Source organism: Microbispora sp. H11081 (genome assembly GCF_012999535.1).
In the GTDB taxonomy this organism is placed as follows: domain Bacteria; phylum Actinomycetota; class Actinomycetes; order Streptosporangiales; family Streptosporangiaceae; genus Microbispora.
In genome coordinates, this window is record NZ_JABBWV010000001.1 from 885183 (window position 1) to 906249 (window position 21067).

23 protein-coding genes are annotated in these 21067 nt (G+C 70.4%); 10 read left to right on the plus strand and 13 right to left on the minus strand.

Annotation, left to right across the window (positions count from 1 at the left end):
* The first annotated feature begins 170 nt into the window (after positions 1-170).
* The 4 genes from cmk to HHX31_RS03955 all read left to right on the plus strand — a co-directional run bounded on the left by cmk (position 171) and on the right by HHX31_RS03955 (position 4396).
* Positions 171-839, plus strand: a complete 669-nt coding sequence (gene cmk / locus HHX31_RS03940) for a (d)CMP kinase (RefSeq protein WP_396709850.1) — start codon at positions 171-173, stop codon at positions 837-839.
* A gap of 145 nt (positions 840-984) precedes the next feature.
* On the plus strand, positions 985-2415 hold the full coding sequence (gene der / locus HHX31_RS03945; RefSeq protein WP_169945045.1) for a ribosome biogenesis GTPase Der: 1431 nt from the start codon (positions 985-987) through the stop codon (positions 2413-2415).
* Positions 2416-2510: 95 nt separating this feature from the next.
* A complete protein-coding gene (locus HHX31_RS03950) occupies positions 2511-3758 on the plus strand; it encodes a sensor histidine kinase (protein ID WP_169945046.1) in 1248 nt (415 codons plus the stop codon).
* Positions 3749-4396: a response regulator transcription factor gene (locus HHX31_RS03955; protein WP_169945048.1), complete on the plus strand. Its 648-nt coding sequence runs from the start codon at positions 3749-3751 to the stop codon at positions 4394-4396. Before HHX31_RS03950 ends, HHX31_RS03955 begins: the two co-directional genes overlap by 10 nt.
* A 31-nt stretch (positions 4397-4427) precedes the next feature.
* On the opposite strand, the gene HHX31_RS03960 is transcribed toward HHX31_RS03955, so the two are convergent.
* Positions 4428-4805 carry a cupin domain-containing protein gene (locus tag HHX31_RS03960; protein WP_169945049.1) on the minus strand — a complete coding sequence of 126 codons (378 nt, stop codon included), beginning with the start codon at positions 4803-4805 and terminating at the stop codon, positions 4428-4430.
* A gap of 62 nt (positions 4806-4867) precedes the next feature.
* Between HHX31_RS03960 and HHX31_RS03965 the strand changes: the two genes are divergently transcribed.
* Positions 4868-5335, plus strand: a complete 468-nt coding sequence (locus HHX31_RS03965; RefSeq protein ID WP_169945050.1) for a MarR family winged helix-turn-helix transcriptional regulator — start codon at positions 4868-4870, stop codon at positions 5333-5335.
* Positions 5336-5356: 21 nt separating this feature from the next.
* Here the strand turns inward: HHX31_RS03965 and HHX31_RS03970 are convergent, their stop codons facing one another.
* From HHX31_RS03970 to HHX31_RS03980, 3 genes are all read right to left on the minus strand, one after another.
* Positions 5357-6913, minus strand: a complete 1557-nt coding sequence (locus HHX31_RS03970; RefSeq protein WP_169945052.1) for an MFS transporter — start codon at positions 6911-6913, stop codon at positions 5357-5359.
* Positions 6910-7557, minus strand: coding sequence for an LppX_LprAFG lipoprotein (locus tag HHX31_RS03975; RefSeq protein WP_169945053.1), 648 nt, complete (start codon positions 7555-7557; stop codon positions 6910-6912). The genes HHX31_RS03970 and HHX31_RS03975 overlap by 4 nt, the downstream gene beginning before the upstream one ends.
* Positions 7558-7681: 124 nt before the next feature.
* On the minus strand, positions 7682-8149 hold the full coding sequence (locus HHX31_RS03980) for a MarR family winged helix-turn-helix transcriptional regulator (RefSeq protein WP_169945054.1): 468 nt from the start codon (positions 8147-8149) through the stop codon (positions 7682-7684).
* 38 nt (positions 8150-8187) lie between these two features.
* Between HHX31_RS03980 and HHX31_RS03985 the strand changes: the two genes are divergently transcribed.
* On the plus strand, positions 8188-9129 hold the full coding sequence (locus tag HHX31_RS03985; RefSeq protein WP_169945056.1) for a cation diffusion facilitator family transporter: 942 nt from the start codon (positions 8188-8190) through the stop codon (positions 9127-9129).
* Here HHX31_RS03985 and HHX31_RS03990 read toward each other — a convergent pair.
* Together HHX31_RS03990 and HHX31_RS03995 are read right to left on the minus strand one after the other, a co-directional pair.
* On the minus strand, positions 9109-9756 hold the full coding sequence (locus HHX31_RS03990) for a 4'-phosphopantetheinyl transferase superfamily protein (protein WP_169945057.1): 648 nt from the start codon (positions 9754-9756) through the stop codon (positions 9109-9111). The genes HHX31_RS03985 and HHX31_RS03990 overlap by 21 nt on opposite strands.
* Positions 9757-9843: 87 nt before the next feature.
* Positions 9844-11238, minus strand: a complete 1395-nt coding sequence (locus tag HHX31_RS03995) for an aminopeptidase P family protein (RefSeq protein ID WP_169945059.1) — start codon at positions 11236-11238, stop codon at positions 9844-9846.
* Between the two features lie 163 nt (positions 11239-11401).
* Between HHX31_RS03995 and HHX31_RS04000 the strand changes: the two genes are divergently transcribed.
* The 3 genes from HHX31_RS04000 to HHX31_RS04010 all read left to right on the plus strand — a co-directional run bounded on the left by HHX31_RS04000 (position 11402) and on the right by HHX31_RS04010 (position 13138).
* Positions 11402-11830, plus strand: a complete 429-nt coding sequence (locus HHX31_RS04000) for a CBS domain-containing protein (protein WP_169945060.1) — start codon at positions 11402-11404, stop codon at positions 11828-11830.
* Positions 11831-11917: 87 nt separating this feature from the next.
* Positions 11918-12172, plus strand: a complete 255-nt coding sequence (locus HHX31_RS04005; protein ID WP_030509549.1) for a Smr/MutS family protein — start codon at positions 11918-11920, stop codon at positions 12170-12172.
* 381 nt (positions 12173-12553) lie between these two features.
* Positions 12554-13138, plus strand: coding sequence for a hypothetical protein (locus tag HHX31_RS04010; RefSeq protein ID WP_169945061.1), 585 nt, complete (start codon positions 12554-12556; stop codon positions 13136-13138).
* Between the two features lie 657 nt (positions 13139-13795).
* Here the strand turns inward: HHX31_RS04010 and HHX31_RS04015 are convergent.
* Both HHX31_RS04015 and HHX31_RS04020 read right to left on the minus strand, forming a co-directional pair.
* Positions 13796-15415: a hypothetical protein gene (locus HHX31_RS04015; protein WP_169945063.1), complete on the minus strand. Its 1620-nt coding sequence runs from the start codon at positions 15413-15415 to the stop codon at positions 13796-13798.
* Positions 15416-15992: 577 nt separating this feature from the next.
* A complete protein-coding gene (locus tag HHX31_RS04020) occupies positions 15993-16277 on the minus strand; it encodes a hypothetical protein (RefSeq protein ID WP_169945064.1) in 285 nt (94 codons plus the stop codon).
* Positions 16278-16290: 13 nt separating this feature from the next.
* Between HHX31_RS04020 and HHX31_RS04025 the strand changes: the two genes are divergently transcribed.
* Positions 16291-16701 (plus strand): VOC family protein, encoded by a 411-nt coding sequence (locus tag HHX31_RS04025; RefSeq protein ID WP_169945066.1) that lies wholly within the window; start codon positions 16291-16293, stop codon positions 16699-16701.
* Between the two features lie 458 nt (positions 16702-17159).
* Here HHX31_RS04025 and HHX31_RS04030 read toward each other — a convergent pair whose 3' ends face one another.
* The 5 genes from HHX31_RS04030 to dhaK form a co-directional block, all read right to left on the minus strand.
* Positions 17160-17648 carry a hypothetical protein gene (locus HHX31_RS04030; protein WP_169945068.1) on the minus strand — a complete coding sequence of 163 codons (489 nt, stop codon included), beginning with the start codon at positions 17646-17648 and terminating at the stop codon, positions 17160-17162.
* A 374-nt stretch (positions 17649-18022) separates the two neighbouring features.
* Positions 18023-18856 carry an MBL fold metallo-hydrolase gene (locus HHX31_RS04035; protein ID WP_169945069.1) on the minus strand — a complete coding sequence of 278 codons (834 nt, stop codon included), beginning with the start codon at positions 18854-18856 and terminating at the stop codon, positions 18023-18025.
* 141 nt (positions 18857-18997) lie between these two features.
* Positions 18998-19372 (minus strand): dihydroxyacetone kinase phosphoryl donor subunit DhaM, encoded by a 375-nt coding sequence (gene dhaM, locus HHX31_RS04040; protein ID WP_169945070.1) that lies wholly within the window; start codon positions 19370-19372, stop codon positions 18998-19000.
* Between the two features lie 32 nt (positions 19373-19404).
* On the minus strand, positions 19405-20031 hold the full coding sequence (gene dhaL / locus HHX31_RS04045) for a dihydroxyacetone kinase subunit DhaL (RefSeq protein WP_169945072.1): 627 nt from the start codon (positions 20029-20031) through the stop codon (positions 19405-19407).
* A 28-nt stretch (positions 20032-20059) separates the two neighbouring features.
* Entirely contained in the window at positions 20060-21052 is a 993-nt protein-coding gene (gene dhaK, locus HHX31_RS04050) for a dihydroxyacetone kinase subunit DhaK (protein ID WP_169945073.1), read from the minus strand.
* Positions 21053-21067 lie beyond the last annotated feature (15 nt).

Sequence of the window (21067 nt, forward strand, 5' to 3'; positions counted from 1 at the left end):
TCCTCCTCGTCCCGGCCGTCCCGGCCGGTGCCGTCGATGCTGGGGCTTCACCCAGGGGCAAGGTCAACCCGCGAGGCCTGCGGCGCCTTCGCCCCGGCCGCCGATGCACGCTTTCCCGCGGTATCCCGGTAGCCTCGGGGACGACGATTCCGAAGGAGAAGGAGAGACCGGTGTCGGGTCTGGTCGTCGCGATGGACGGTCCCTCGGGGTCGGGCAAGTCGAGCGCGTCGCGGGGCGTCGCGCGGGCGCTCGGCCTGCGCTACCTCGACACGGGCGCCATGTACCGGGCGGTCACCTGGTGGATGCTCCAGCGGGGCGTCGACCTGGACGATCCGGCGGCGATCGCCGCGAGGTCGGCGGAGCCCGCGCTGACGATGACCACCGACCCGGACGCGCCGGGTGTCGCCGTCGACGGCGTCGACGTCAACGGGCCGATCCGCGGCGCGGAGGTCACCGGCGCGGTGTCGGCCGTGAGCGCGGTGCCCGAGGTGCGCCGCCGGCTCGTGGCCCTGCAGCGGGAGATCATCGCCGACTCCCTGCCCGGCGGGGGGATCGTGGTCGAGGGACGCGACATCGGCACCGTGGTCGCGCCGGACGCGCCGGTCAAGATCTACCTCACCGCCAGCGCGGAGGCCCGCGCGCTGCGCCGTACGGCGGAGCTGGAGGGGACGAGCGTGGAGGCGCAGCGGGCCGCGATGGCCCGCCGCGACACTCTCGACTCGACGCGCAAGGCCGACCCGCTGGCGATGGCCGCGGACGCGGTCGAACTGGACACGACGCCGCTGGACCTCGACGAAGTGATCGCCGAGGTGCTGCGGCTGGTCAAGGAGCGGGTCTGACGCCCGCCCGCATCGCCTGACCGCCTCCCGCGCCGCGTCTGCCGGGCCGGGTGGTCACGCGGTGCGACGTACGAACGAGCCCGGCTCCGCGAGCGGTACGCCGGGAGGCCTCATGGGAGGCCGGGGAGAACGGGAAGAGCAGCCGATGAGGCAGGGTATGGACGTGACGGGGGAGTACGACGAGGACGAGGGCGGCTGGATCGAGGCCGAGCTCGCCGAGCTTTCCGACGAGGAGGCGGAGGGCGAGCAGGACTCGGGCCCGCTGCCGGTCGTCGCCGTGGTGGGGCGCCCCAACGTCGGCAAGTCGACGCTGGTCAACCGCATCATCGGCCGTCGTGAGGCGGTCGTGGAGGATGTGCCGGGAGTGACCCGCGACCGGGTCACGTACGAGGCCACCTGGCGGGGCCGCCGGTTCACGCTGGTCGACACCGGCGGCTGGGACCCGGACGCGACCGGCATGGCCCTGCGCATCGCGGAGCAGGCGCAGATCGCGGCCGAACTGGCCGACGTGATCCTCTTCGTGGTGGACGCGAGCGTCGGGGTCACCGACTCCGACGAGGCCGTCGGCGCGGTCCTGCGCCGGGCGGGCAAGCCGGTTGTGCTGGCCGCCAACAAGGTCGACAACCAGCAGATGGAGCTGGAGGCGAGCGGGCTGTGGTCGCTCGGCCTGGGCGAGCCGCACCCCGTCTCTGCCCTGCACGGCCGGTCCAGCGGCGACCTGCTCGACGTGGTGCTCGACGCGCTGCCCGAGACGCCGCCGCAGACGTTCGGCACCCGGCGGGGCCCGCGCAGGATCGCGCTGCTGGGCAAGCCCAACGTGGGCAAGTCGTCGCTGCTGAACAAGCTCGCCGGCGAGGAGCGGGTGCTGGTCGACCCGATGGCCGGGACCACCCGCGACCCGGTGGACGAGCTGGTCGAGCTGGCCGGCACGACGTACCGGTTCATCGACACCGCGGGCATCCGGCGGCGTGACCGCGAGCTGAAGGGCGCCGACTTCTACGCGGCGATGCGCACCCGCGCCGCGCTGGAGCGGGCGGAGGTCGCGGTCGTGCTGATCGACGCCTCCGATGTGCTCACCGAGCAGGACCTGCGGATCATCGGCCTGGTCATCGAGTCGGGCCGGGCGATGGTGGTGGCGTTCAACAAGTGGGACCTGGTCGACGAGGACCGGCGTTACTACCTGGAGAAGGAGATCGACCGGCAGCTCGTCCGCACGCCCTGGGCGCTGCGGGTGAACATCTCGGCGAAGACCGGTCGCCACGTGGAGAAGCTCGCGCCGGCCATCGAGCGGGCGCTGGAGTCGTGGGGCACCCGGGTGCCGACGGCCCGGCTCAACCAGTTCTTCACCGAGCTGGTGCAGGCCACCCCGCCGCCGGTGCGCGGGGGGCGGCAGCCCAAGATCCTGTTCGCCACCCAGGCGTCCACGGAGCCGCCGAAGTTCGTGCTGTTCACCTCGGCGTTCCTGGAGGAGACCTACCGCCGCTTCCTGGAGCGGCGCATCCGGGAGGAGTTCGGCTTCGCGGGCTCCCCGATCGACGTGACGATGAAGATCCGCGAGAAGCGGAAGAAGAAGTAAACCCGGTCCCGGGGCTCATGGTAGGGAATGCCCTACCCCCGGGACTGCCGTCCGCCGGATCGATCCCCGGCGGGCGGCTCAATAGCGTTGAGGACATGCGCCGACTTCTCTCCCGCCTCGGCGGCGACACGGTATACATCCTCGTCGGGTTCCCTCTCGCGACGGTCACGTTCTGCCTCACGGTGGTCGGCCTCTCGGCCGGCGCCGGGCTGCTGGTCGTCTGGCTCGGTGTCCCCATCCTCGCCCTCACCCTCCTCCTGGCCAGGGGGATGGGGGACGTCGAACGGCTGCGCATGCGGCCGGTGCTGGGCCGGGAGCTGCCCCGGCCGCGTTATCCGCGCACGCCGGAGGGCGCCGGCGTCCTGCGCCGCACGGTCACCCCGCTCGCCGGGGGCCAGCCCTGGCTCGACGTGCTGCACGCCCTGCTGGCCTTCCCGGTCGCGATCGCCGCGTTCTGCGTGACCGTCACCTGGTGGGCCACGGCGGTCTTCGGGCTGACCTATCCGCTGTACGGATGGATCTTCTCGAACATCCCGGGCAACCACGGCCTTCCGGAACTGCTCGGGCTCGGCCGCGGCTACGTGGTGGACAGCGTCTTCTACCTGGCCCTCGGCGTGCTGTTCGCGCTCACGCTCTATCCGGTCGTCCGGTCCTGCGCGCTGATCAAGGCGTCGCTCGGCCGGTCGCTGCTGACCGGCGTCGCCGAGTTGCAGGAGCGCATCGACGACCTGACCGAGGGCCGCCAGGCCGCCGCCCACGCGGAGGCGAACGCGCTGCGCCGCCTGGAGCGCGACATCCACGACGGACCCCAGCAGCGCCTGGTCCACCTCGCGATGGAGCTGTCGCGGGCGCAGCGGGAGCTGAAGCGGGACGCGACCGCCGCCCACGACACGATCGGCAAGGCCATCAGCGCCACCCGCGAGACCCTGGACGAGCTGCGGGCGCTGTCGCGCGGCATCGCCCCGCCGATCCTCGCCGACCGGGGTCTCGCCCCGGCGCTGGCCGCCCTGGCCGGCCGCTGCACCGTCCCAGTGGAGTTGGACGTCCAGACGGCCGAGCGGTATCCCGCGCTCGTCGAGAACACGGTCTACTTCGTGACGGCCGAGGCGCTCACCAACGTGGCCAAGCACAGCAGGGCGACGTCCTGCTCGGTCGGGCTGACCAGGATCGGCGACACGCTCATCCTCACGATCGGGGATGATGGGGTCGGCGGCGCCCATGTCGCCAAGGGACACGGTCTGTCCGGCCTGGCGGACCGGCTGCGGGCGGTCGACGGAGAGCTGTCGGTGCGGTCGCCGGCCGGCGGGCCGACACTGATCACGGCGGAGGTTCCGTGCGCGTAGTGGTGGCCGACGATGCCGTCCTCATCCGGGAGGGGCTGGTCCGCCTGCTGGAGGAGTTCGGCTGCGAGGTCGTCCGGGCCGTGGGCACGGGAGAGGCCCTGGTCGAGGCCGTGGCCGACCTCCGGCCCGACGTGTCGGTGGTCGACGTGCGGATGCCGCCGACGTTCACCGACGAGGGCCTGCGCGCCGCCGTCGAGGCGCGGGAGAAGGTGCCGGGCGCGCCCATCCTGATCCTGTCGCAGTACGTCGAGGTGTCGTACGCCGACGATCTGCTGGCCGACGCTCGCGGCGCGGTCGGCTACCTGCTGAAGGACCGCGTGGTCGACGTCGAGGAGTTCATGGACGGTCTGCGGCGCGTCGCCGCGGGGGGCACCGTCTTCGACCCCCAGGTCGTCGCCCAGTTGATGGTGCGGCGGCGGCGGGACGACCCGCTGGCCTCGCTGACGCCGCGGGAGCGCGAGGTCCTCGGACTGATGGCCGAGGGCAGGTCGAACCCGGCGATCGCCCGCCGCCTCGTCGTCACAGAGGGCGCGGTGGAAAAGCACATCCGCGGCATCTTCGCCAAGCTCGGGCTGTACGCCGAGGACGGCGACCAGCACCGCCGCGTCCTCGCGGTGCTGGCCTACCTGCGCTCCTGATCGCACGCGCCGTGGGCGGGCGGACGGAGGGTCAGGCGATCCACGGCGGCACGCCGTGCACGGTGCCGTCGGGCAGGACGGCCTTGGCCCCGGCGGGCGCCGTGACGACGGCGGTGAAGCCCGCGCCGTCGCCCGCCGTGACGCGGCGCGGGGTCGAGGGCGGCATGACCACGGTGTCGCCGGTGGCGACCGCGAACGTCTCGCCGCCGAGTTCGACCGTGGCGCTCCCGGCGAGGAACGTCCAGATCTGTTCCGCGTCGAAGTCGTGCAGGGGCCCGCTCATTCCGGGGGTCGCGTCGACGCGCCACACGGCGCGTGAGGCGCCGCCGAGGGTGGGCGACGCGAAGGTGGTCATGACCCCGGCGGGGGTCTCGGATCTGCGGCACTGGGCATGACGGATGACAGGCATCGTCGGCGTCTCCTAAGATAGACAACGTCGTTGTCGTTAATAGTGAACCTGGTTGTCTATCTGTGTCAAACGACCCGCCCGGCTTCGAGCTGCCCCTGCGGCTCTTCCTGGGATTCCGCGTCCTGATCGACGAACTGCACGCCGAGCTCGCCCGCCAGGGGCACCCGCACGCCCGGCCCATGCACGGGTTCGTCCTGCAGGCGATCGGCGCCGAGGGCACGACCGCGGTTGACCTGGGCCGCACGCTCGGCGTCAGCAAGCAGGCGGCGGGCAAGACCATCGAGGCGCTCGAACGCCTCGGCTACGTGGAGCGGGCCCGCGACCCCCGGGACACCCGCCGCAAGATCGTACGGCTCACGCCGTCGGGGACGGACGTCCTGGCGCGCTCCGCCCGGATCTTCGACGAGCTGCGCGGGCGCTGGGCCGCCGTCATCGGGGACGAGCGGCTGGCGGAGCTGGAGGCCGACCTGCGGAAGGTCACGCCGCCCGACGTCTTCCGCCTCGACGTGCCCGGCTGGTTCGGCGCCTGACCCAGGCCCCCGGCGGGCGGATCAGGCGCGGCGGCCGGGCAGGGCGAGGGAGGCGGCGGCGCCGAGCGCGCAGAGCACGCAGGTGATCAGGAAGATCTCGGTGTACTCCGTGTGCAGCGCCGCCTGGACCTTCGCCGTGTAGTCCGCGATCCTGCGGGCGTACTCGGCCGCGTCCACCCCGAACGGCAGCGGCGTGTCCAGGTGCGCGGTGAGCGACTGGAACCGGTGGAAACCCCAGGCCGACAGCGCGGCCACGCCAAGCAGCATGCCCATCATCCTGGCCACCACGACCGCCGCCGACGCCACGCCGTGCTGCGCCGCCGGCACCAGGCGCAGCACCGCCGACGAGACGGGGGCGATCACCAGCCCGAGGCCGAGGCCGGCCACGACGAGGTCGACGTCCATCCGCACCCCGGCCGATGCCAAATCCACCGGCCACCGGGAGATCATCCAGTAGCCGGCGGCGGCCACCGCCATCCCCGCCACCGCCACCGCGCGCTCGCCGAACCGGCGCACCAGGATCCCGCCGAGGAAGGCCGCGACCGCCAGCGCGGCGAGGAACCGCGTGAGCACCAGGGCGCCGCCCACCGCGTCCCTGCCGAGCAGCGTCTGCGCGGCGAGTTGCACATCGACCAGCGTGACCAGCAGCGCCGCCCCCGCCAGCAGGCTCACCGCCAGCGTGGCGAGCAGCGGCCGCCTGCGCACGCCCGTCAGGTCGAGCAGCCGGACCGGCGAGCGGATCTCCCACAGTACGAACAGCACCCCAACGACCGCCCCCGCGACCACGCACGGCAGTCCCCACGGCGGCAGCACGGAGGCGCCGGGGGAGGGGTTGTAGAGTCCGGCGACCAGCAGGCCGAGCGCCAGCGCGAGCAGGGCGCCGCCGCCCATGTCCACCTTCGCCGCGCTCGCCTTCCCGGGGCCCACCCCGCCGGAGTCACGGCCGTACGGCTCCCGCCCGCCGGGCACGGCCATCTGCACGGCCACGGCGGCCAGCAGGGCGAGCGGCAGGTTGACCCAGAAGATGCCGCGCCAGCCCACGAGCGCGGCCAGCCCGGCGCCGTACAGCGGGCCGAGCACGCTGCCGAGCTCCTGCGCCGCGCCCACCGCGCCGAGCGCCAGCGGGCGGGCGCGCTCGTCCCACAGGTCGCTGATGAGGGCCATGGTGATCGGCAGCAGCGCGCCGCCCGCGACGCCCTGGAGCGCACGCCCCGCGACCAGCGCGGGGACGCCTCCCGCCAGGGCGGTGAGGAGCGAACCGGCGGCGAAGCCGGCCAGGCACGCGTGGATCAGCGCCCGCCTGCCGTACCGGTCGGACAGGCGGCCGAGCAGCGGCATCGCCGCGACGTAGCCGAGCAGGAACCCGGTCACGACGGGGGTCACCCGCTCCAGGCGGTTCAGCGGCACGCCGACGTCGGCGGCCACGTCCACGAGCACGGTGACGACGACGTACGCGTCGAGCGCGGCGAGCAGCACGGCGGCCCCGCCGACGCCGAGCGCGAGACGGCGGCGCCCCGTGGCTGGCCCGGCCGGCCGGGCCGTGCCGGTGGCGTCGGCGGCGTCGGCGGCGCCGGTCACGACGCGGGCGGGGCGACGGTCACGGGCGCGTCGTAGTCGCCCAGGGTCACGGCCACGGAGCCGCCGGTGAGCGGCAGGTCGAGCTTGAGCAGGCGGCCGGAGGCCTTGTCGATCCAGAGTGTGCCGGTGACGTTCTGCTGGACACCGGGGACCAGCTTGGCCAGCGCCTGCTGCGTCAGCGTGGCCGTCAGCCGGTAGGCGGTGGCGTCGCCGAGCTTCTCCTCAGCCTGCGGCTGGGCGTCCTGGGCGGTGGACAGCAGGCCGGGCACGCCGGTCAGCACGGCGGAGGGGTCGTAGAGCGCCACGAGCTGCTGCCGGGTCATCGTCTGGAAGCCGCCGGTGGGTCCCTTGAAGTAGACCTTGTCGCCGACGAGCACGAACTCGATCTCCTGCAGCCCCACGATCTCGATCTGCAGCGTGCCCTTGGCGTCGCCCGCCCTGGTGAGGCTGCCCTCGGCATGCCGGACCGGCACGGCGGGCTTGTCCTTGGTCTCGATCGTGAAGGCGACCGTTTTGACCGTCCCCATGGCCTCGGCCGAGCGCTTCAGCAACGCGGGACCGTCCGGCAGGGCCGTCTCGCTCTTCGCGCTGCAGGCGGTCACCAGCAGCAGGCAGGCCACGACGAGTCCGAGGATTGTTCGCACAGCCGGATCGTAGCGAGCGGGAGGAGACGGCACGCGCCCGCCGCGGAATCGGTTTGCCCCTGCCCGCCGGGGGAAGGCGGGACCGGTGCTCAGCCCCCGCCGTCCCGCCACCGCCGGCGTCCTCTCACCGGGCCCCGCGGACCGCCTGGAGATGGTCGATGATCGGGCTGTAGGTCCGCTCGAGGGCCGACACCTGCTCCGGGGTCATCAGGCCGATGAAGTGCCGCCGTACGCTCGCGACGTGGTCCGGCGCCACCCGCTGGATCGTCTCCCAGCCGTGGTCGGTCAGCACCGCGAACGTGCCGCGCCTGTCGTCCTCGCAGTCCTCGCGGGTCACGAGGCCGGCGGCCTCCATCCGGGAGATCTGGTGGGACAGCCGGCTGCGCGACTGGATGGTGGCGTCGGCCAGCTCACTCATGCGCATTCGGCGGCCGGGGCTCTCGGAGAGGTTCACGAGGATTTCGTAGTCGTTCAGAGACAGCCCGGTGTCCTGCAACTCCCGGTCGAGCTGGAGGAAGAGCAGGCGGTGGGCCGCCAGATGAGCCCGCCAGGCGCGTTGCTCCTGCGGGGTGAGCCATTGGGGGACGTCCATGACGACCAGCATAAGATCAATTGAACGGGCGGAGCGGTATGCCTGACAGCGAGAACGCGGAGAGCCTCGGCACCGTTGTGGTCGCGGGCGCGGCCAACCTGGCGATCGCGCTGGCCAAGCTGGTGGCCGGCCTGATCAGCTCCTCCTCGGCGATGCTGTCGGAGGCCGCCCACTCGGCGGCGGACACGGCCACCGAGGTCGTCCTTTTCGCCGCGATCAGGCACGGCGAACGGCCTCCGCACCCACGCCATCCCCTCGGTCACGGGCGGGCCGCCTACCTGTGGGCGATCGTCGCGGCCTGCTTCACGCTCGTCGTGGGAGCCGGGTTCTCCCTGACGCACGGCTGGCACACGATCGCGGAGGGGGAGAGCCTGGGCGACGTCCGCGTGTCGTACGCGGTGCTCGCGGTGTCCTTCGCGATCGAGTCGGTCTCCCTGTGGCGGGCCCTGCACCAGTTGCGCGGCGAGGCCCGCCGCTGGCGGGTGAGCCCCGGGCGGCTCTTCCGGCGCACCTCCGACACCGTGCTCAAGGCCGTCGTGCTGGAGGACGCCGCCGCGCTGATCGGCATCGCGACAGCCGCCCTCGGCCTGCTGCTTTCGCAGCTCACCGGCTCGGTCACCTGGGACGGCGTCGCGTCGATCGCCATCGGGCTGCTGCTGCTCGGCGTGGCGCTGACCCTGATCAGGACCAACGCCTCACTGCTGATCGGCGAGGCGGCGCCGCCCGGGCTGCAGGAGAAGATCCGCGGTGAATTGGCCGCGCAGCCCGAGGTCGAGGCCGTCGTCGAACTGGTCACCGTCATGATGGGCCCCGGTCAGGTCATGGTCGCCGCCAAGGTCGACTTCCGGGACGAGATGTCCGCGGAGCGGCTCGAACTCGCCTCCGACCAGGTGGAGCGCCGGCTCACCGAGCGGTTCCCGGAGATCCGCCAGGTCTTCCTCGACCCCACCCCGGGCCGGTCAGCCGCCGATGAGGCGTAGCTTCGCGGGCTCGTCGGTGACCGCGGAGGCGATGACCGTGCCTGCCGTCCACTCCAGGAAGTGGCGGCCCTGCCACTCCAGCGTGACCGACAGCCCGTCGTCGAGCGGCAGCGCCGACAGGTCGGCCTCGCGCAGCCGGTCGAGGGTGAGCTCTCCCCGCTTGACCAGCGCCTCCTTGCGCACCCACTGCCGGATCAGCCCGCGGTTGTCGTCGCCGACCAGCGTGGCCTCCGCGGGGGTCAGCGCGAGCGCCGCCAGCCTCTCGTCGGCGGGGCCTTCCGTGGCGTGCTCGGCGTCCACGCCCACCCGCCCGAGCCCGGCGACCGCGCAGACGTAGCCCGAGGTGTGCGCCAGGCTGATCGACACCTCGGGGGCCTCGGCGAGCCAGGGCCGTCCGTGTGCCTGGCCGCAGCCGTCGCAGCGCTGCACCACGGTCAGCATGCACGCGCGGGTGCCCAGCAGCTCCGCGGCGCAGTGCCGTACGAGCAGGTGGGCGGCGACGAAGTCGAGGCGGTCCTGCTTGCGCGTGAAGCGCTCGGCGCGCTCGCGCTCGGCCGCGCTCAGGCTGCCGCCGACCATCTCCAGCACGTCGTCGGTGTGGCCGGCCACGGCCAGTGGAGGGCGCACGAGACCACTGTAGGGAAGCGATGTGACGATCAAGTGAACTGTCCGTGCCGGTCCGGGCCGCGCGGCCCGGACCGGCACGGGGCGTGGTCAACCGGCCAGCGCGGCCATCCACGACTCGATCTCGTCAGGCCTGCGGGGCAGCGCGGCCGACATCAGCCGGGCGCCGTCGGCCGTGATCACGAGGTCGTCCTCGATGCGGACGCCGATCCCGCGCAGCTCCGGCGGCAGTGTCAGGTCGTCGGGCTGGAGGTAGAGCCCCGGCTCCACCGTCAGCACCTGACCCTCTTCGAGCACGCCGTCCAGGTAGGCATCCGCCCTGGCCCGGGCGCAGTCGTGCACGTCCAGGCCCAGCATGTGACCGCTGCTGCACAGTGTGTAGCGCCGGTGGAGGCCGGCGTCCGCCTGCGCCCGGGACAGCAGGCCCCACTCGCGCAGCCCATCGGAGATCACCCGCATCGCGGTCTCGTGGAACTCCCGGAAGCGCGCCCCCGGCCGCAGCACCGCGATCGCGGCCGTCTGCGCCTCGCAGACCAGCTCGTACACCTGCCGCTGGACCGGGCTGAACCGTCCCGACAGCGGGAGCGTGCGGGTCACGTCGGCCGTGTAGAGGTTGTCGCCCTCGACCCCGGCGTCCAGCAGCAGCATCTCGGCGGGGTCGAGCCGCCCGTCGTTGCGGATCCAGTGCAGCACGCACGCGTGCGCACCGGAGGCCACGATGGACTGGTAGCCCACCGCGTTGCCCTCCAGCCGGGAGCGCAGGCCGAAGACGCCCTCGACGTACCGCTCACCGCGCGGATGCGCGAGGGCCGCGGGCAGCGCGCGCGCGACGTCCTCGAACCCGCGCACGGTCGCGTCCACCGCCTGCTGCAGCTCCGCGATCTCCCACTCGTCCTTGACCAGCCGCAGCTCCGACAGAACCGTGGCCAACTCGGCGTCGCGGTCGTCGCCGGAGGGGGAGACGAGCGCGTCCACCGAGGCGTCCACCCCCCGCAGCACGCGCGCCGGTCCGCTCAGCGCCGCCGGCAGCGTCTCGATGTGCGCGCACTCGATCTGGTACGCCGACTCGGCCTCCGCGAGGTCGAGACGGCGGCCCACCCAGAACTCGCCGTACCGCCGGTCACGGTAGAACTCCTGCGACTCGGCACGGGACGGGCGGGGACGCAGGAACAGCCGCGCCTCACCCGACGGCTCGATCACCAGGACGTCGTCCGGCTGCTGGCCACCCGTCAGGTACGCGAACGCGCTGTGCGTGCGGAACCGGTGGTCGTCGTCGTTGCTGCGGGCCCGCAGCGTGCCCGAGGGGATGACGAGCCGCTCGCTCGGCAGGCGCTCCGCGAGCCGCGCCCGCCGCTTGGCCGCGTACGCCGCGACCGGCAGCGGCGCCACGTTCTCGCGGTCGCCGGCCCAGCCGCCGCGCATGAACTCCGCGAGCGCGTCGGAGATCGGGAGGTCGTGACTCCCGGTGTTGAGCTTCTCGGCCATCCAGTGCCCCCAGGGTGCGGTGATATTTCGACATCGTAGAGGTGAGGCACTTGACGGGGCAGGACGGCCGCTGTTGCCTGGGGAAACAGGATTGGCCGCTCCGGCCGCCGGCGGGAGCGGAAGCGGGGACGTGTCCCCCGGATGCCCCTGAGAGGCGGTGCCCATGCTCATCGGGACGATCTTGCAGAGTAAGGGAACAGGCGTGGCGACCGTTCCTCCGCACGCCACGGTGTCCGAGCTCCTCGCCCGGCTGGCCGAGCTCAACATCGGCGCGGTCGTGGTCTCGGAGGACGGTCTGTCCATCGCGGGCATCGTGTCGGAACGCGACGTCGTGCGGCGGCTGCACGAGGAAGGCGCCGCGCTGCTCGCCATGCCCGTCTCGTCGATCATGACGGCGGATGTGCGCACCTGCGGCCCCGACGCCAACGTCGACGACCTGCGCCGCACCATGACCAACCACCGCATCAGGCACGTGCCGGTGGTCCGTGACGGCCGCCTGGCCGGCATCGTCAGCATCGGCGACGTCGTCAAGACCTCCATCCAGGAACTGGAGAGCGAGAAGGAGGCCCTGGTCGGCTACATCAACGGCTGACGGGAGCGCCGACGCGGGCGCGGCCACCGCCGTGCCCCGCTCTGTGCGGCCTGTGTTCACGGCGGGCGGCGATTTAGACTCGCTGACGTGAAGCTGAAGCTGGACCTCCACGACATCTACAACAAGGGCAGCGAGATCGACAAGGCGCTGCACGGCATCATCCAGGAGGCCGTACGCAAGAAGGCGACGCAGGTGGAGATCATCCCTGGCAAGGGGTCCGGCCAGCTCAAGAAGAAGGTGCTGCGCTTCCTCGAACAGAAGGAGATCAAGGCGCTCTACCACCGGATCGACAAGGACTCCAAGAACCACGGCCGTCTGTTCGTCTACTTCCAGTGGAAGTAAGGGCACCGCGCGTCTACCAGGGTAAACGTCATATTGATCTTCCCGAGGGCACAACCAGGGCACTCGGCTCGGTTTGCTCTTGAGTGAAGAACGCGTCCATGGCCTTACGCGCCCGGTCGGCTGCGTTCGGCATGAGGTGGGTGTACGTCCGGAGCGTGAAACCAGGGTCGGAGTGACCTAGATACTCGGCGCGGTTCAAGTAAGACAGGACCGACGTCCGACACTCCGCCGGGCAGGATCAGTTCGCGCCGGGGAGTGCCGCTCTGCCGCAGTCTTGGCTCAAGCTATCGATCGGTGTTCGGTCTCGGTGCCCGCGTGACAGATCCGGCTCGGGAGGTGGGCGACACTCCGACTAGATGACCTATCGTCCTTCTTTCCCAGATGGAGATGATCGTGACGGAAGATGAGGTGGAGTCGCTCACCACTGCGTGGCGCGCGCGGTGGGGGAGAAACCCGATCGCCTATCAACTCCGCGGCTGGAATGCCGACCGCTGGGTCCGCTTCCACAGTCTTCCGGAGTCCAAGCGGTATGCCGAGACGGAAGACGAGTACCAGATCATCCTTGATCGTCATCACCGGGTGCTCACCGAGCTCGGGGCAGCAGAGGAGGGCCTCTATGTGATCGCCGTCTACTTCGAGGACGAGCAGGGGAGAATCTCATCCGATCCGCGTCATCCGGACGCCGTCCCATGGCTGACGATCGAGCCTGGCGACGACTCGCCATTCGAGGTCGCAGCGAGCCTCTATGTCAGCATGACCTCCTTCGACCGGCAGACCTTGGATCCGCTGCTGCGGGGCGCGGCCGACGAGGAACTGATCGACGTGATCATCGCTTCTTTGCATCTCCGGTGGCTCTACCACCCCTACGACGGCGGAGCCGACGTCATCGCGCCCACCGCCCACGACCGTGACGTCTTGAAGAACCGCCACGCAGACTGGCTGTCTACGCACCCAGCCGGACTGTAGAGGCAGGCAAGCTGCGCTCGCATTCACGATCCCGCAGCACCTCAGCACGCCTGGTGTGATCATCGCAGCCAAGCTGTCGTTCGGCCCTGTGAGAAGTTTCTGTACGTCTTCAAGGCGGCCCGAAGCCGGGCCGCACGCGCCGCCGTCACGGCAACGCCGCCGCCTCCCGCTGGCGCTCCCGGCGGCCGGCTAAGAGCACCGCCGGACGGCTGGCGCGGACGAGTCGAGGCGGGCCGCCGCGCGACAGTACAGGTCTGATCATGAGCGGCGGGCTGAGCTGGAACAGCCGCCAAGTGCCGCGCAGCGCGTGGTGGCGCCTCCGGCGGGGGGCGCTCCGGCTCCGGGATGGCCTCGAACGCACGTGCGGGTTGTGGGGTGGCTGAGGTGGGAGCCATCCCGCCCGCCATCGACCCCAGGCAAGCCCAGCAGCCCGCCTCCTCCGCCGCAAGCCCGGCTGTGACCGTTGGCATCCGACGACCGTGGAAGGTGCCCAGGCGAAGGGACACGTCAAGCCGGGCTTGCACCTCCGTCGCCGGCCCGCTGCCGCTCCGCGGTGGGGTCGACGGCAGACGGGATGGGCAAATGAGTGGTGCCGGACATCCGACGCGGGCCGATCCCCCCTGCCTAGTAGTACGGGTCGAGCTGCCCCCCAGTCACTCAGGCGTCGAGGGCTGCGCGGCCCGAACCTGGACCCTTAGCTAGTGCAAGCCGCTCGGCCAGCACTTTAGCTGGCGCGCCAGCCCCCAATATTTGCATAATCTGCACCAGATCGCTTACGCCCTGCTCGTGGCGAACAGGCACGGCTCTTGAGGCACGTTCAGCTAGTGCCGCCACCTGCTCATCGGCTCCTGCCCAATTCAAATCACGCAACAATTCGGCGACACTACGGGGGCTAATTACGTCGACGTCAGCGGCGATACTTTCAGCCATGGCCATGATCTGCGCCTTAGCTCCTATTTGTCGCAGGATATACACTAGCTTGACCATGACGTGCAGAAAGCTGACAGGGAGGTCGGGAACCTTCTTAATCACCATATCGATCTGTTCCTTCGCTCCCACCTTCTGAAGCGCCTCCAGCACCTCGACCGCTTCAGAGACGTCACGCAAAGGGAGATCAGGGATGCGCTTAACTACCGTCGCGATTTGCTCCTTAGCTCCTACCCGGCGAAGAGCATTCAGCATCCTAACTATCCCGTACCAGTGGTCAAGGGGGAACTCGGGTAGCTGTTTAGTCAGTATCGCGATTTGTTCCTGCGCTCCTACCCTACGAAGAGCGTCGAGCAGCTCAACTGCGCCGCTATGATCTTTCAGGTTGGGATAGAGGTCGGGGATACGCTCAACTAATACAGCAATCTGTTCCTTGGCCTCGGCACGCCTAAGGACATCTAGCAGCTTGGCCATGGTGTATGGGCTGCGAAGAGAGAGATCAGGAACACGCTCGGCCAATACCGTGATTTGCTCCTTAGCTCCTACCCTGCGAAGAGCGTCCAACAGTCCGGCAACGTCGTACGGGTCTCTTAGATCGAGAGGAAGGTCGGGGATGCGTTCAACCAACATCGCGATCTGCCCCTCGGCTCCGGCCCGCCGCAAAGAGTCCAACAGGCCGGCCACAGCTCTTGTGTCCTCGGGATTGATATCAGCGCCGAACTGTTCCTGAGCCGGTTGCTGCGTCTCCAACTGATCAAGGAGTTCTTCGAGTACCTGCACACGCTGTTCTGCTTGGCGAACCCGATCTCGAGCTAGTTCAAGTTGCTGGGTCAGATAGATGATTTCTTGCTCGTGTCGAACGCGGTCCTCATCCCAAGCGGCGCGGAGACGTTCGGCCTCACTTAGCAAATCCTGTAACACGCGAGTGCGTTCTGTCAGCTCTTGTTCGAGGGTCTGAGCGTAGCGCTCGGCCTCCTTCCAGCTAGTGACAGCTATCTCCAGTTGGTCACTGACTTTTCGTACTCGGTACTCATGCGGATGAGCAACCTTGAGAGCAGCCATCTGCAAGTTAACCAGGTGTGCGCGAACCTCATCAGTAACGGGAGTGCCAGCACTTACGCGTAGGGCCATAATTTGATCAAGAAACCACCGGTCGGCGGGCACACGTTTGCCGTTCAAGTACCGCGACACAGTGCCCTTATCGATGGGATGAAGCCGACAGAACAGGCTGATCGACATGCCTAGGGCGACGAACTGAGCCCGTAGCTCTGCCGCCCAGGCCATTACCTCTGGGCTGAGCTCCGGGCTCAATGGTGCCAACTCGACTGGACGACGGACGATCTCACTCACCTGCCCATCATCACCGTCCATGGCAGCTTTCCGCGAGGAACCGCAGCCCTTACGAGCGTTGCCAAATGTCTGCAACCCCCCACCTGTGGTCGTTGCAGTGCGGCGCAACCCCCTCGGGTTCTGGCTTTGTAGTACCGAGCAATCGCGCCTCGCCTCGCGACCGCGTGGCGATACCGGCATGAGAGAGGAATCCTGTGTCCCGCCCGGTTCACTCAACCTCCCCCCTTCTGACCGTTCGAGCTGCCTTGATCCTGGGGTTGTCCCTGATCTTCGGTGCCGTCGCCGGCGCCCTCACTTACTGGGCCACCCGCTCGGCCCCCGGGGCGATCCTGGGCGCTGGCGCTGCTACCGCTGGCGCAATCGGGCTGCTGAACCAGATCATCAGCAGCACGGTTGAGGACAACGCCGACTAATATCTCTAGATCATGCCGGTCCTCCGTGAAGCTCAATCAAGGTCGTCCGAAGCGAACTGGGCGATGGCCGAGGGCACAACGAGGGCACATGACATCAAGATCAGCCGTGAAACGTCGAGAACCACCGAGACAACCCTTGCAGGTCATCGAGGTGGTTCTCAGACTTACTGCAGGCCAGGACGGCGGCCGATCACTTCCAGTGGAAGTAAGGGCACTGCACGTCTACCAGGCCAAACGTCCTGTGAGGTGACGTGCGTTCCGCGTCGGCCGATCGACATCCGCTTCTCTGCGGTGGCGCTCTCCGGCATGGTCAACGCAACGTTGATCTTGACGCCCTGCTTCTCGGTCACGCCATGGGCGGTGTATTCGTACTCCACGACCTCGGTGGCCACGCGCAAGCTCCGCTCCATGCCGAGCGGCGATTCTGGCGGACCATCCACCGCGTTCATAGGATCGACTTTCATGGAACCGATACGGACCGTGGTCGTGTTCGACGCTGCTGACCTGCACGCCGAAAGTGCGTTCTGGGCAGGGATGCTAGGTGGGCATGCCTTTGAGGACGAGACGTTCCACAGCGTCATCGACGCGGCCGGTGAGTGGCGCATCGGCGTCCAGCTCGCGCCGAAGCATGTTCCTCCCGACTGGCCGGACGGCGCGCCTCAGCAGGTACACATGGACCTCCACGTTGAGGACCCCAGGCCGGCGCACGAACAGGCGATGAAGCTCGGTGCCCGATTGCTTCGAGCCGGTGATCTGGAAAGCGACGAGGGGCACCAGGTGTACGCCGACCCAGCCGGCCACCCGTTCTGCATCGGCTGGGGTCAACCGTCCCGAGAGGCGCTGGCAACGTTTGTCCGCGAGAGGTTGGGATAGGCGAACCTCGCCTCAGCGGCGCTCAATCGCTTCCAGTGGAAGTAAGGGCACCGCGCGTCTCCAGGCGCCTCATTCAGGCGGCTCGCAAAGCGTGAGGTCCGGCAGGCCCAGGACCCGAAGGGGTACCGGGGGCACTTCATTCACCAGCAGTGGGTCGGCAGACGGGCTCCTCGCCAGGCTCGGCGCCGTCGCAATAGTCAGCCGGATCGCCGGAGCGAGCATGGGCCCGCAGCGATGAGATAAGCCCGTGCCCGTAGATCATCAGCGAGTCCACCCTGCGCCACCCTTCGCATTGGGGATCACAACTACCCCAGCCGATCGTAATCACACAAACACAATCTGTCACCAGTGCATGTGTTCGCATCGTTCGGTCAGTAGGAGCAGCGGTGATGGTGGGATTGTGCGCGGGAATCCCGGCGCTGGTCGGCCCGGCCGTTCGACCGGCGTGCTGGGGAGGGTCACCGGGCGGGGGTCAGCCGGGACGACCACGCGCGGGCCTCCTCCTCGGAGAGCACGCGGTCGAGGGTGATCGACGGTCGCATCATCGGAAAGGTACGGCCGATGTTCCACGTCCGGCGGCACGACGGCCTGTCGAGGACCACCACACGATGCCCGTCGAGGAGCGGGATCTCGGCGGGGCGCCCGGCGCTGCGGATCAGCTCGCCCGTCGCGTCGCGTACGTCGAACCGATCCACGATCGGCCCCGCCTCGGGCTGGACAGGCCCGTCCGTGGCGGCCTCGGCCCACGAGGGATGGGGGATGGTCACCGGCACGTGCTCGCTGAGGATGTGCGACAGCAGCGTGGAGAGCTGGAAGTTGTCCCCGATGCCACCGATGGTCAGTGCGTACGCGCGCCCGGTCGGCCGGTGCAGGACGATCAGCGGCTCGTCGTCGAGTACCGCCAGGAGCCTCCGCAGGCACCACAGGTCGGGGCGGTCATTCTCCACCGCGGCGACCGCCGCGGTGAGACGCGGACGCCGGGAGAGGTCCGCGCGGATGGCCGCCGACCGCTGGAGCAGGGTGGTCGCGGCGGTGCTCCAGTCGTCGGCGGTCGACCAGCCGGCGGACAGATCGACGGCGCGGGGAAAAGGCAGGCGGCGGCCGAGCCGGAGCCGTCCGAGGAGGCCGAGGGGGCCTAGAGCACGCGGCAGGCCGGCCTGACCACGGGCGCGGTAATCGGTGTGGTGAACCGGCTCCGACGGGCGGGGTGCGCGCGCCGCCGACCCGACCCCGCCGACCCGACCCCGCAGACCGCCGCAGCGTCCGTCTACGAGCAGCCGGGCCTCGCGCCGATCCGCCGGGCCCGCGTGCGGAAACAGGCCTAGCCGGGCGTCCCGTCGCGCTCGCTCATCCCGGCGAGGCGCTGGGCCTGCCCGTTGTGCACATCGCTCACCCACTCCCAGCCGGGCTTGGCCGGCGGGCCGATCCGCGGGTCATCGGGAACACGGCCCTCACGCAAGGCGAGCGTGTACGCCCGATCCCGCTCGATTCGTGCGTGTGTCTGATCGGCTCCGCCGACTGAGCCGTGGCCGGGGACGAGGACGTCGGCGTCGCCCGCCACGCTCTCCAGCAGCCGCAGCGCCGCGAGGTAGTCCTCGACCGGGTCGGCGGCGTCAAGGTCGAGCATGGGAACCAAGACGTCGGAGAGCATGTCGCCGGCGACGAGAACCCCGCGTTCTTCGATCAACAGCGCCGCATGGCCCGGGGCGTGCGCCTGATGTTCGATGATCCGCACCTCGGGGCCGTCCCAGGGGATCCGCGCGGTTCCGGCGGGCAGGCTGGTGATGAGGCCGAGCAGGTCCAACGGCACCTGCCCGGCGATCTCCGTCCCCTCCAGGTGGGCGGCGACGCGGGCCTTGGCGTCCGCGTCCGGCAACTGATCCCGGACGGTGGCCGCGCAGCGCGCCGTGCCGTAGCGGGGCGCCTCGCCCAGCCGGTTGTGCCAGAGCAGGTGATCCCAGTCGGGATGCGTGGAGAAGCCCGCCACGACGGGCCGGCCCAATTCGCGAAGGTCGTCGGCGAGGCAGTCGATCTCGGAGCCGGTCACCCCGGGGTCGATGAGCAACACCCCGGCCCGGCCCCGCACCGCGACGGCGTTGCTCCGCACGAACTCGCTCTCGTGGACCCACACACCTTCTGCGACCTGTTTCAGCATGGCCCACCCCTACCGATCGTGGTTCGCAACCGCCTGCGGGGGACCGTAGTCCTTAGTGGTGGTAGTTTGCAACCACTTGGGCGGAGGCGCCGTCCGCGATCGGGCGGCGCGGGAGAAAGCGGGAGAAAGCGGCTTCCGGAGTCAGAGCTTGCGGACGTGCCACGCCTCCTCGGCCGCCGCCAGGACACCGTCGAGCGAGGCCCCGCCGCCCGCCGCGACGACCGCCGAGATGGCGCCCTCCACGAACGGCACGTCGGCGAGCACGACGGCGCCCGGGGACTCCAGCAGCCGGGCGGTGAGCACGGAACTGCCGAGGTCGGGGATCAGCACGACGCCGTCCCCCCGGTCCACCTCCTCGATGGCGGCGGCCACCCGGTCGGGGCTGGTGCCTACGCCGCCGTCCTCGGTGCCGCCCGCCGCCGCCAGCGGCACGTGCGCGCCGCCGATCTGCCTGGCCAGCGCGGCCACCTCGGCGGCCAGGCCGCTGCTGTGTGAGACAAGTACGATGCCGACCATTCGCCGTCCCTGTGACGTGTTCGCCACCCCCGTCATCGGGAGGCGGCGGCCTTCAACGCGCCGAGGACGAGCGCCGTCGAGGCGGCCCCCGGGTCCTCGTGCCCGATGCTGCGCGGCCCCAGGTAGCTGGCCCGCCCCTTGCGCGCCTGCAACGGGATCGTCGCCTCGGCCCCCTGCCCGGCCGCGGCGGCCGCCGCATCCAGCGCCTCCTCCGCCTTCAGCCCGTCCCGAACGGCCTGGGCCAGCGCCCGCGCGGCCGGGGCGAGGGCGTCGACCATGGTCTTGTCGCCTTCCGCGGCGCCGCCGAGGCGCCGTACGCCGGACAGGGCGGCGTCGAGGGCGGCGCTCAGCTCGGCCGGCGAGACCTCGGCGGCCTCGCCGAACGCCTTGCCCATCTCGCGGAAGGCGGTGCCGTACAGGGGGCCGGAGGCCCCGCCGACCTTGCGGATGAGCGTGGAGCCGACCAGGACGAGGAGCGCGCCGGGGGTCGGCGGGGAGGCGCCGGCCAGCGCCTCGCGCGCGGCGGTGAACCCGCGGTCGAGGTTGGCGCCGTGGTCGGCGTCGCCGATCGCGGCGTCCAGTTCTGTGAGGTGGTCGCGCCGCGCCCGCACGGTGGCGGCAATCTCGTCGATCCACGCGGCGAAGAACTCGGTGTTCACGGGTGGGCTCCAGATGTCAGGACGACGGTCAGCGGCCCCAGCGCAGCGCGGGCGTCTCCACGGGCGCGTCCCACAGGCGGGTGAGCTCCCCGGTCAGCGAGCACGTCGTCACCGAGAAGCCCTGCATGTCGAGGCTGGTCACATAGTTGCCGACGAGGCTGCGTACGGCCGTCGCGCCCTTCTCCCGCAGGTACGCCTCCACCTCGGCGAAGACGATGTAGAGCTCGATGAGCGGGGTCCCGCCCATGCCGTTGACCATGACGAGCGTCTCGCCGGACAGCGGCAGGTCGGCGTGGATCGCGTCCATGGCCGTACGGACGATCTCGCGGGCCTCGCGCATCGGGGCGCGGGTGCGGCCAGGCTCGCCGTGGATGCCGACGCCGAGCTCTATCTCGGCGTCGCTCAGCTCGAAGGTGGGTTTGCCCGCGGCGGGGACCGTGCAGGGGGTCAGCGCCACCCCGAAGGAGCGGCTGCGCTCGTTGACCTCCCGGGCGGCCCGCGCCACCTCGGCGAGGGGCGCGCCGGTCTCGGCCAGCGCTCCGGCGATCTTCTCCACGAACAGCGTGGCCCCGGTGCCGCGGCGGCCGGCCGTGAACAGCGAGTCGCGCACCGCCACGTCGTCGTCGACGAGCACGGTCGCCACCTCGACTCCCTCGTCGCCGGCGAGCTCCGCGGCCATCTCGAAGTTCAGCACGTCGCCGGTGTAGTTCTTCACGATCTGCAGCACGCCGGCGCCGCCGTCGACGCCCTTGGCGGCCTCGATGATCTGGTCGGGGACGGGAGAGGTGAAGACCTCGCCGGGGCAGGCAGCGTCGAGCATGCCGTACCCGACGAACCCGGCGTGCAGCGGTTCGTGGCCCGATCCGCCGCCGGAGACCAGGCCGACCTTGCCCGGGGTGGGGGCGTCCGCGCGGAAGACGACCCTGCCGGCGAGGTCCACACGGAGCGAGGGGTGCGCCGCGGCGATGCCGCGCAGCGCGTCGGTGACGATGGAGTCGGCGTCGTTGATGAGCTTCTTCACGATGCGTCCCTACTG

Excerpts from the sequence above, each read along its gene's own strand:
- der (WP_169945045.1), top strand. The coding sequence starts at position 985 with ATGAGGCAGGGTATGGACGTGACGGGGGAGTACGACGAGGACGAGGGC.
- HHX31_RS03950 (WP_169945046.1), top strand. The coding sequence starts at position 2,511 with ATGCGCCGACTTCTCTCCCGCCTCGGCGGCGACACGGTATACATCCTC.
- HHX31_RS03960 (WP_169945049.1), bottom strand. The coding sequence starts at position 4,805 with ATGCCTGTCATCCGTCATGCCCAGTGCCGCAGATCCGAGACCCCCGCC.
- HHX31_RS03980 (WP_169945054.1), bottom strand. The coding sequence starts at position 8,149 with ATGGACGTCCCCCAATGGCTCACCCCGCAGGAGCAACGCGCCTGGCGG.
- HHX31_RS03985 (WP_169945056.1), top strand. The coding sequence starts at position 8,188 with ATGCCTGACAGCGAGAACGCGGAGAGCCTCGGCACCGTTGTGGTCGCG.
- HHX31_RS03995 (WP_169945059.1), bottom strand. The coding sequence starts at position 11,238 with ATGGCCGAGAAGCTCAACACCGGGAGTCACGACCTCCCGATCTCCGAC.
- HHX31_RS04000 (WP_169945060.1), top strand. The coding sequence starts at position 11,402 with ATGCTCATCGGGACGATCTTGCAGAGTAAGGGAACAGGCGTGGCGACC.
- HHX31_RS04010 (WP_169945061.1), top strand. The coding sequence starts at position 12,554 with ATGGAGATGATCGTGACGGAAGATGAGGTGGAGTCGCTCACCACTGCG.
- HHX31_RS04020 (WP_169945064.1), bottom strand. The coding sequence starts at position 16,277 with ATGAACGCGGTGGATGGTCCGCCAGAATCGCCGCTCGGCATGGAGCGG.
- HHX31_RS04025 (WP_169945066.1), top strand. The coding sequence starts at position 16,291 with ATGGAACCGATACGGACCGTGGTCGTGTTCGACGCTGCTGACCTGCAC.
- HHX31_RS04035 (WP_169945069.1), bottom strand. The coding sequence starts at position 18,856 with ATGCTGAAACAGGTCGCAGAAGGTGTGTGGGTCCACGAGAGCGAGTTC.
- dhaM (WP_169945070.1), bottom strand. The coding sequence starts at position 19,372 with ATGGTCGGCATCGTACTTGTCTCACACAGCAGCGGCCTGGCCGCCGAG.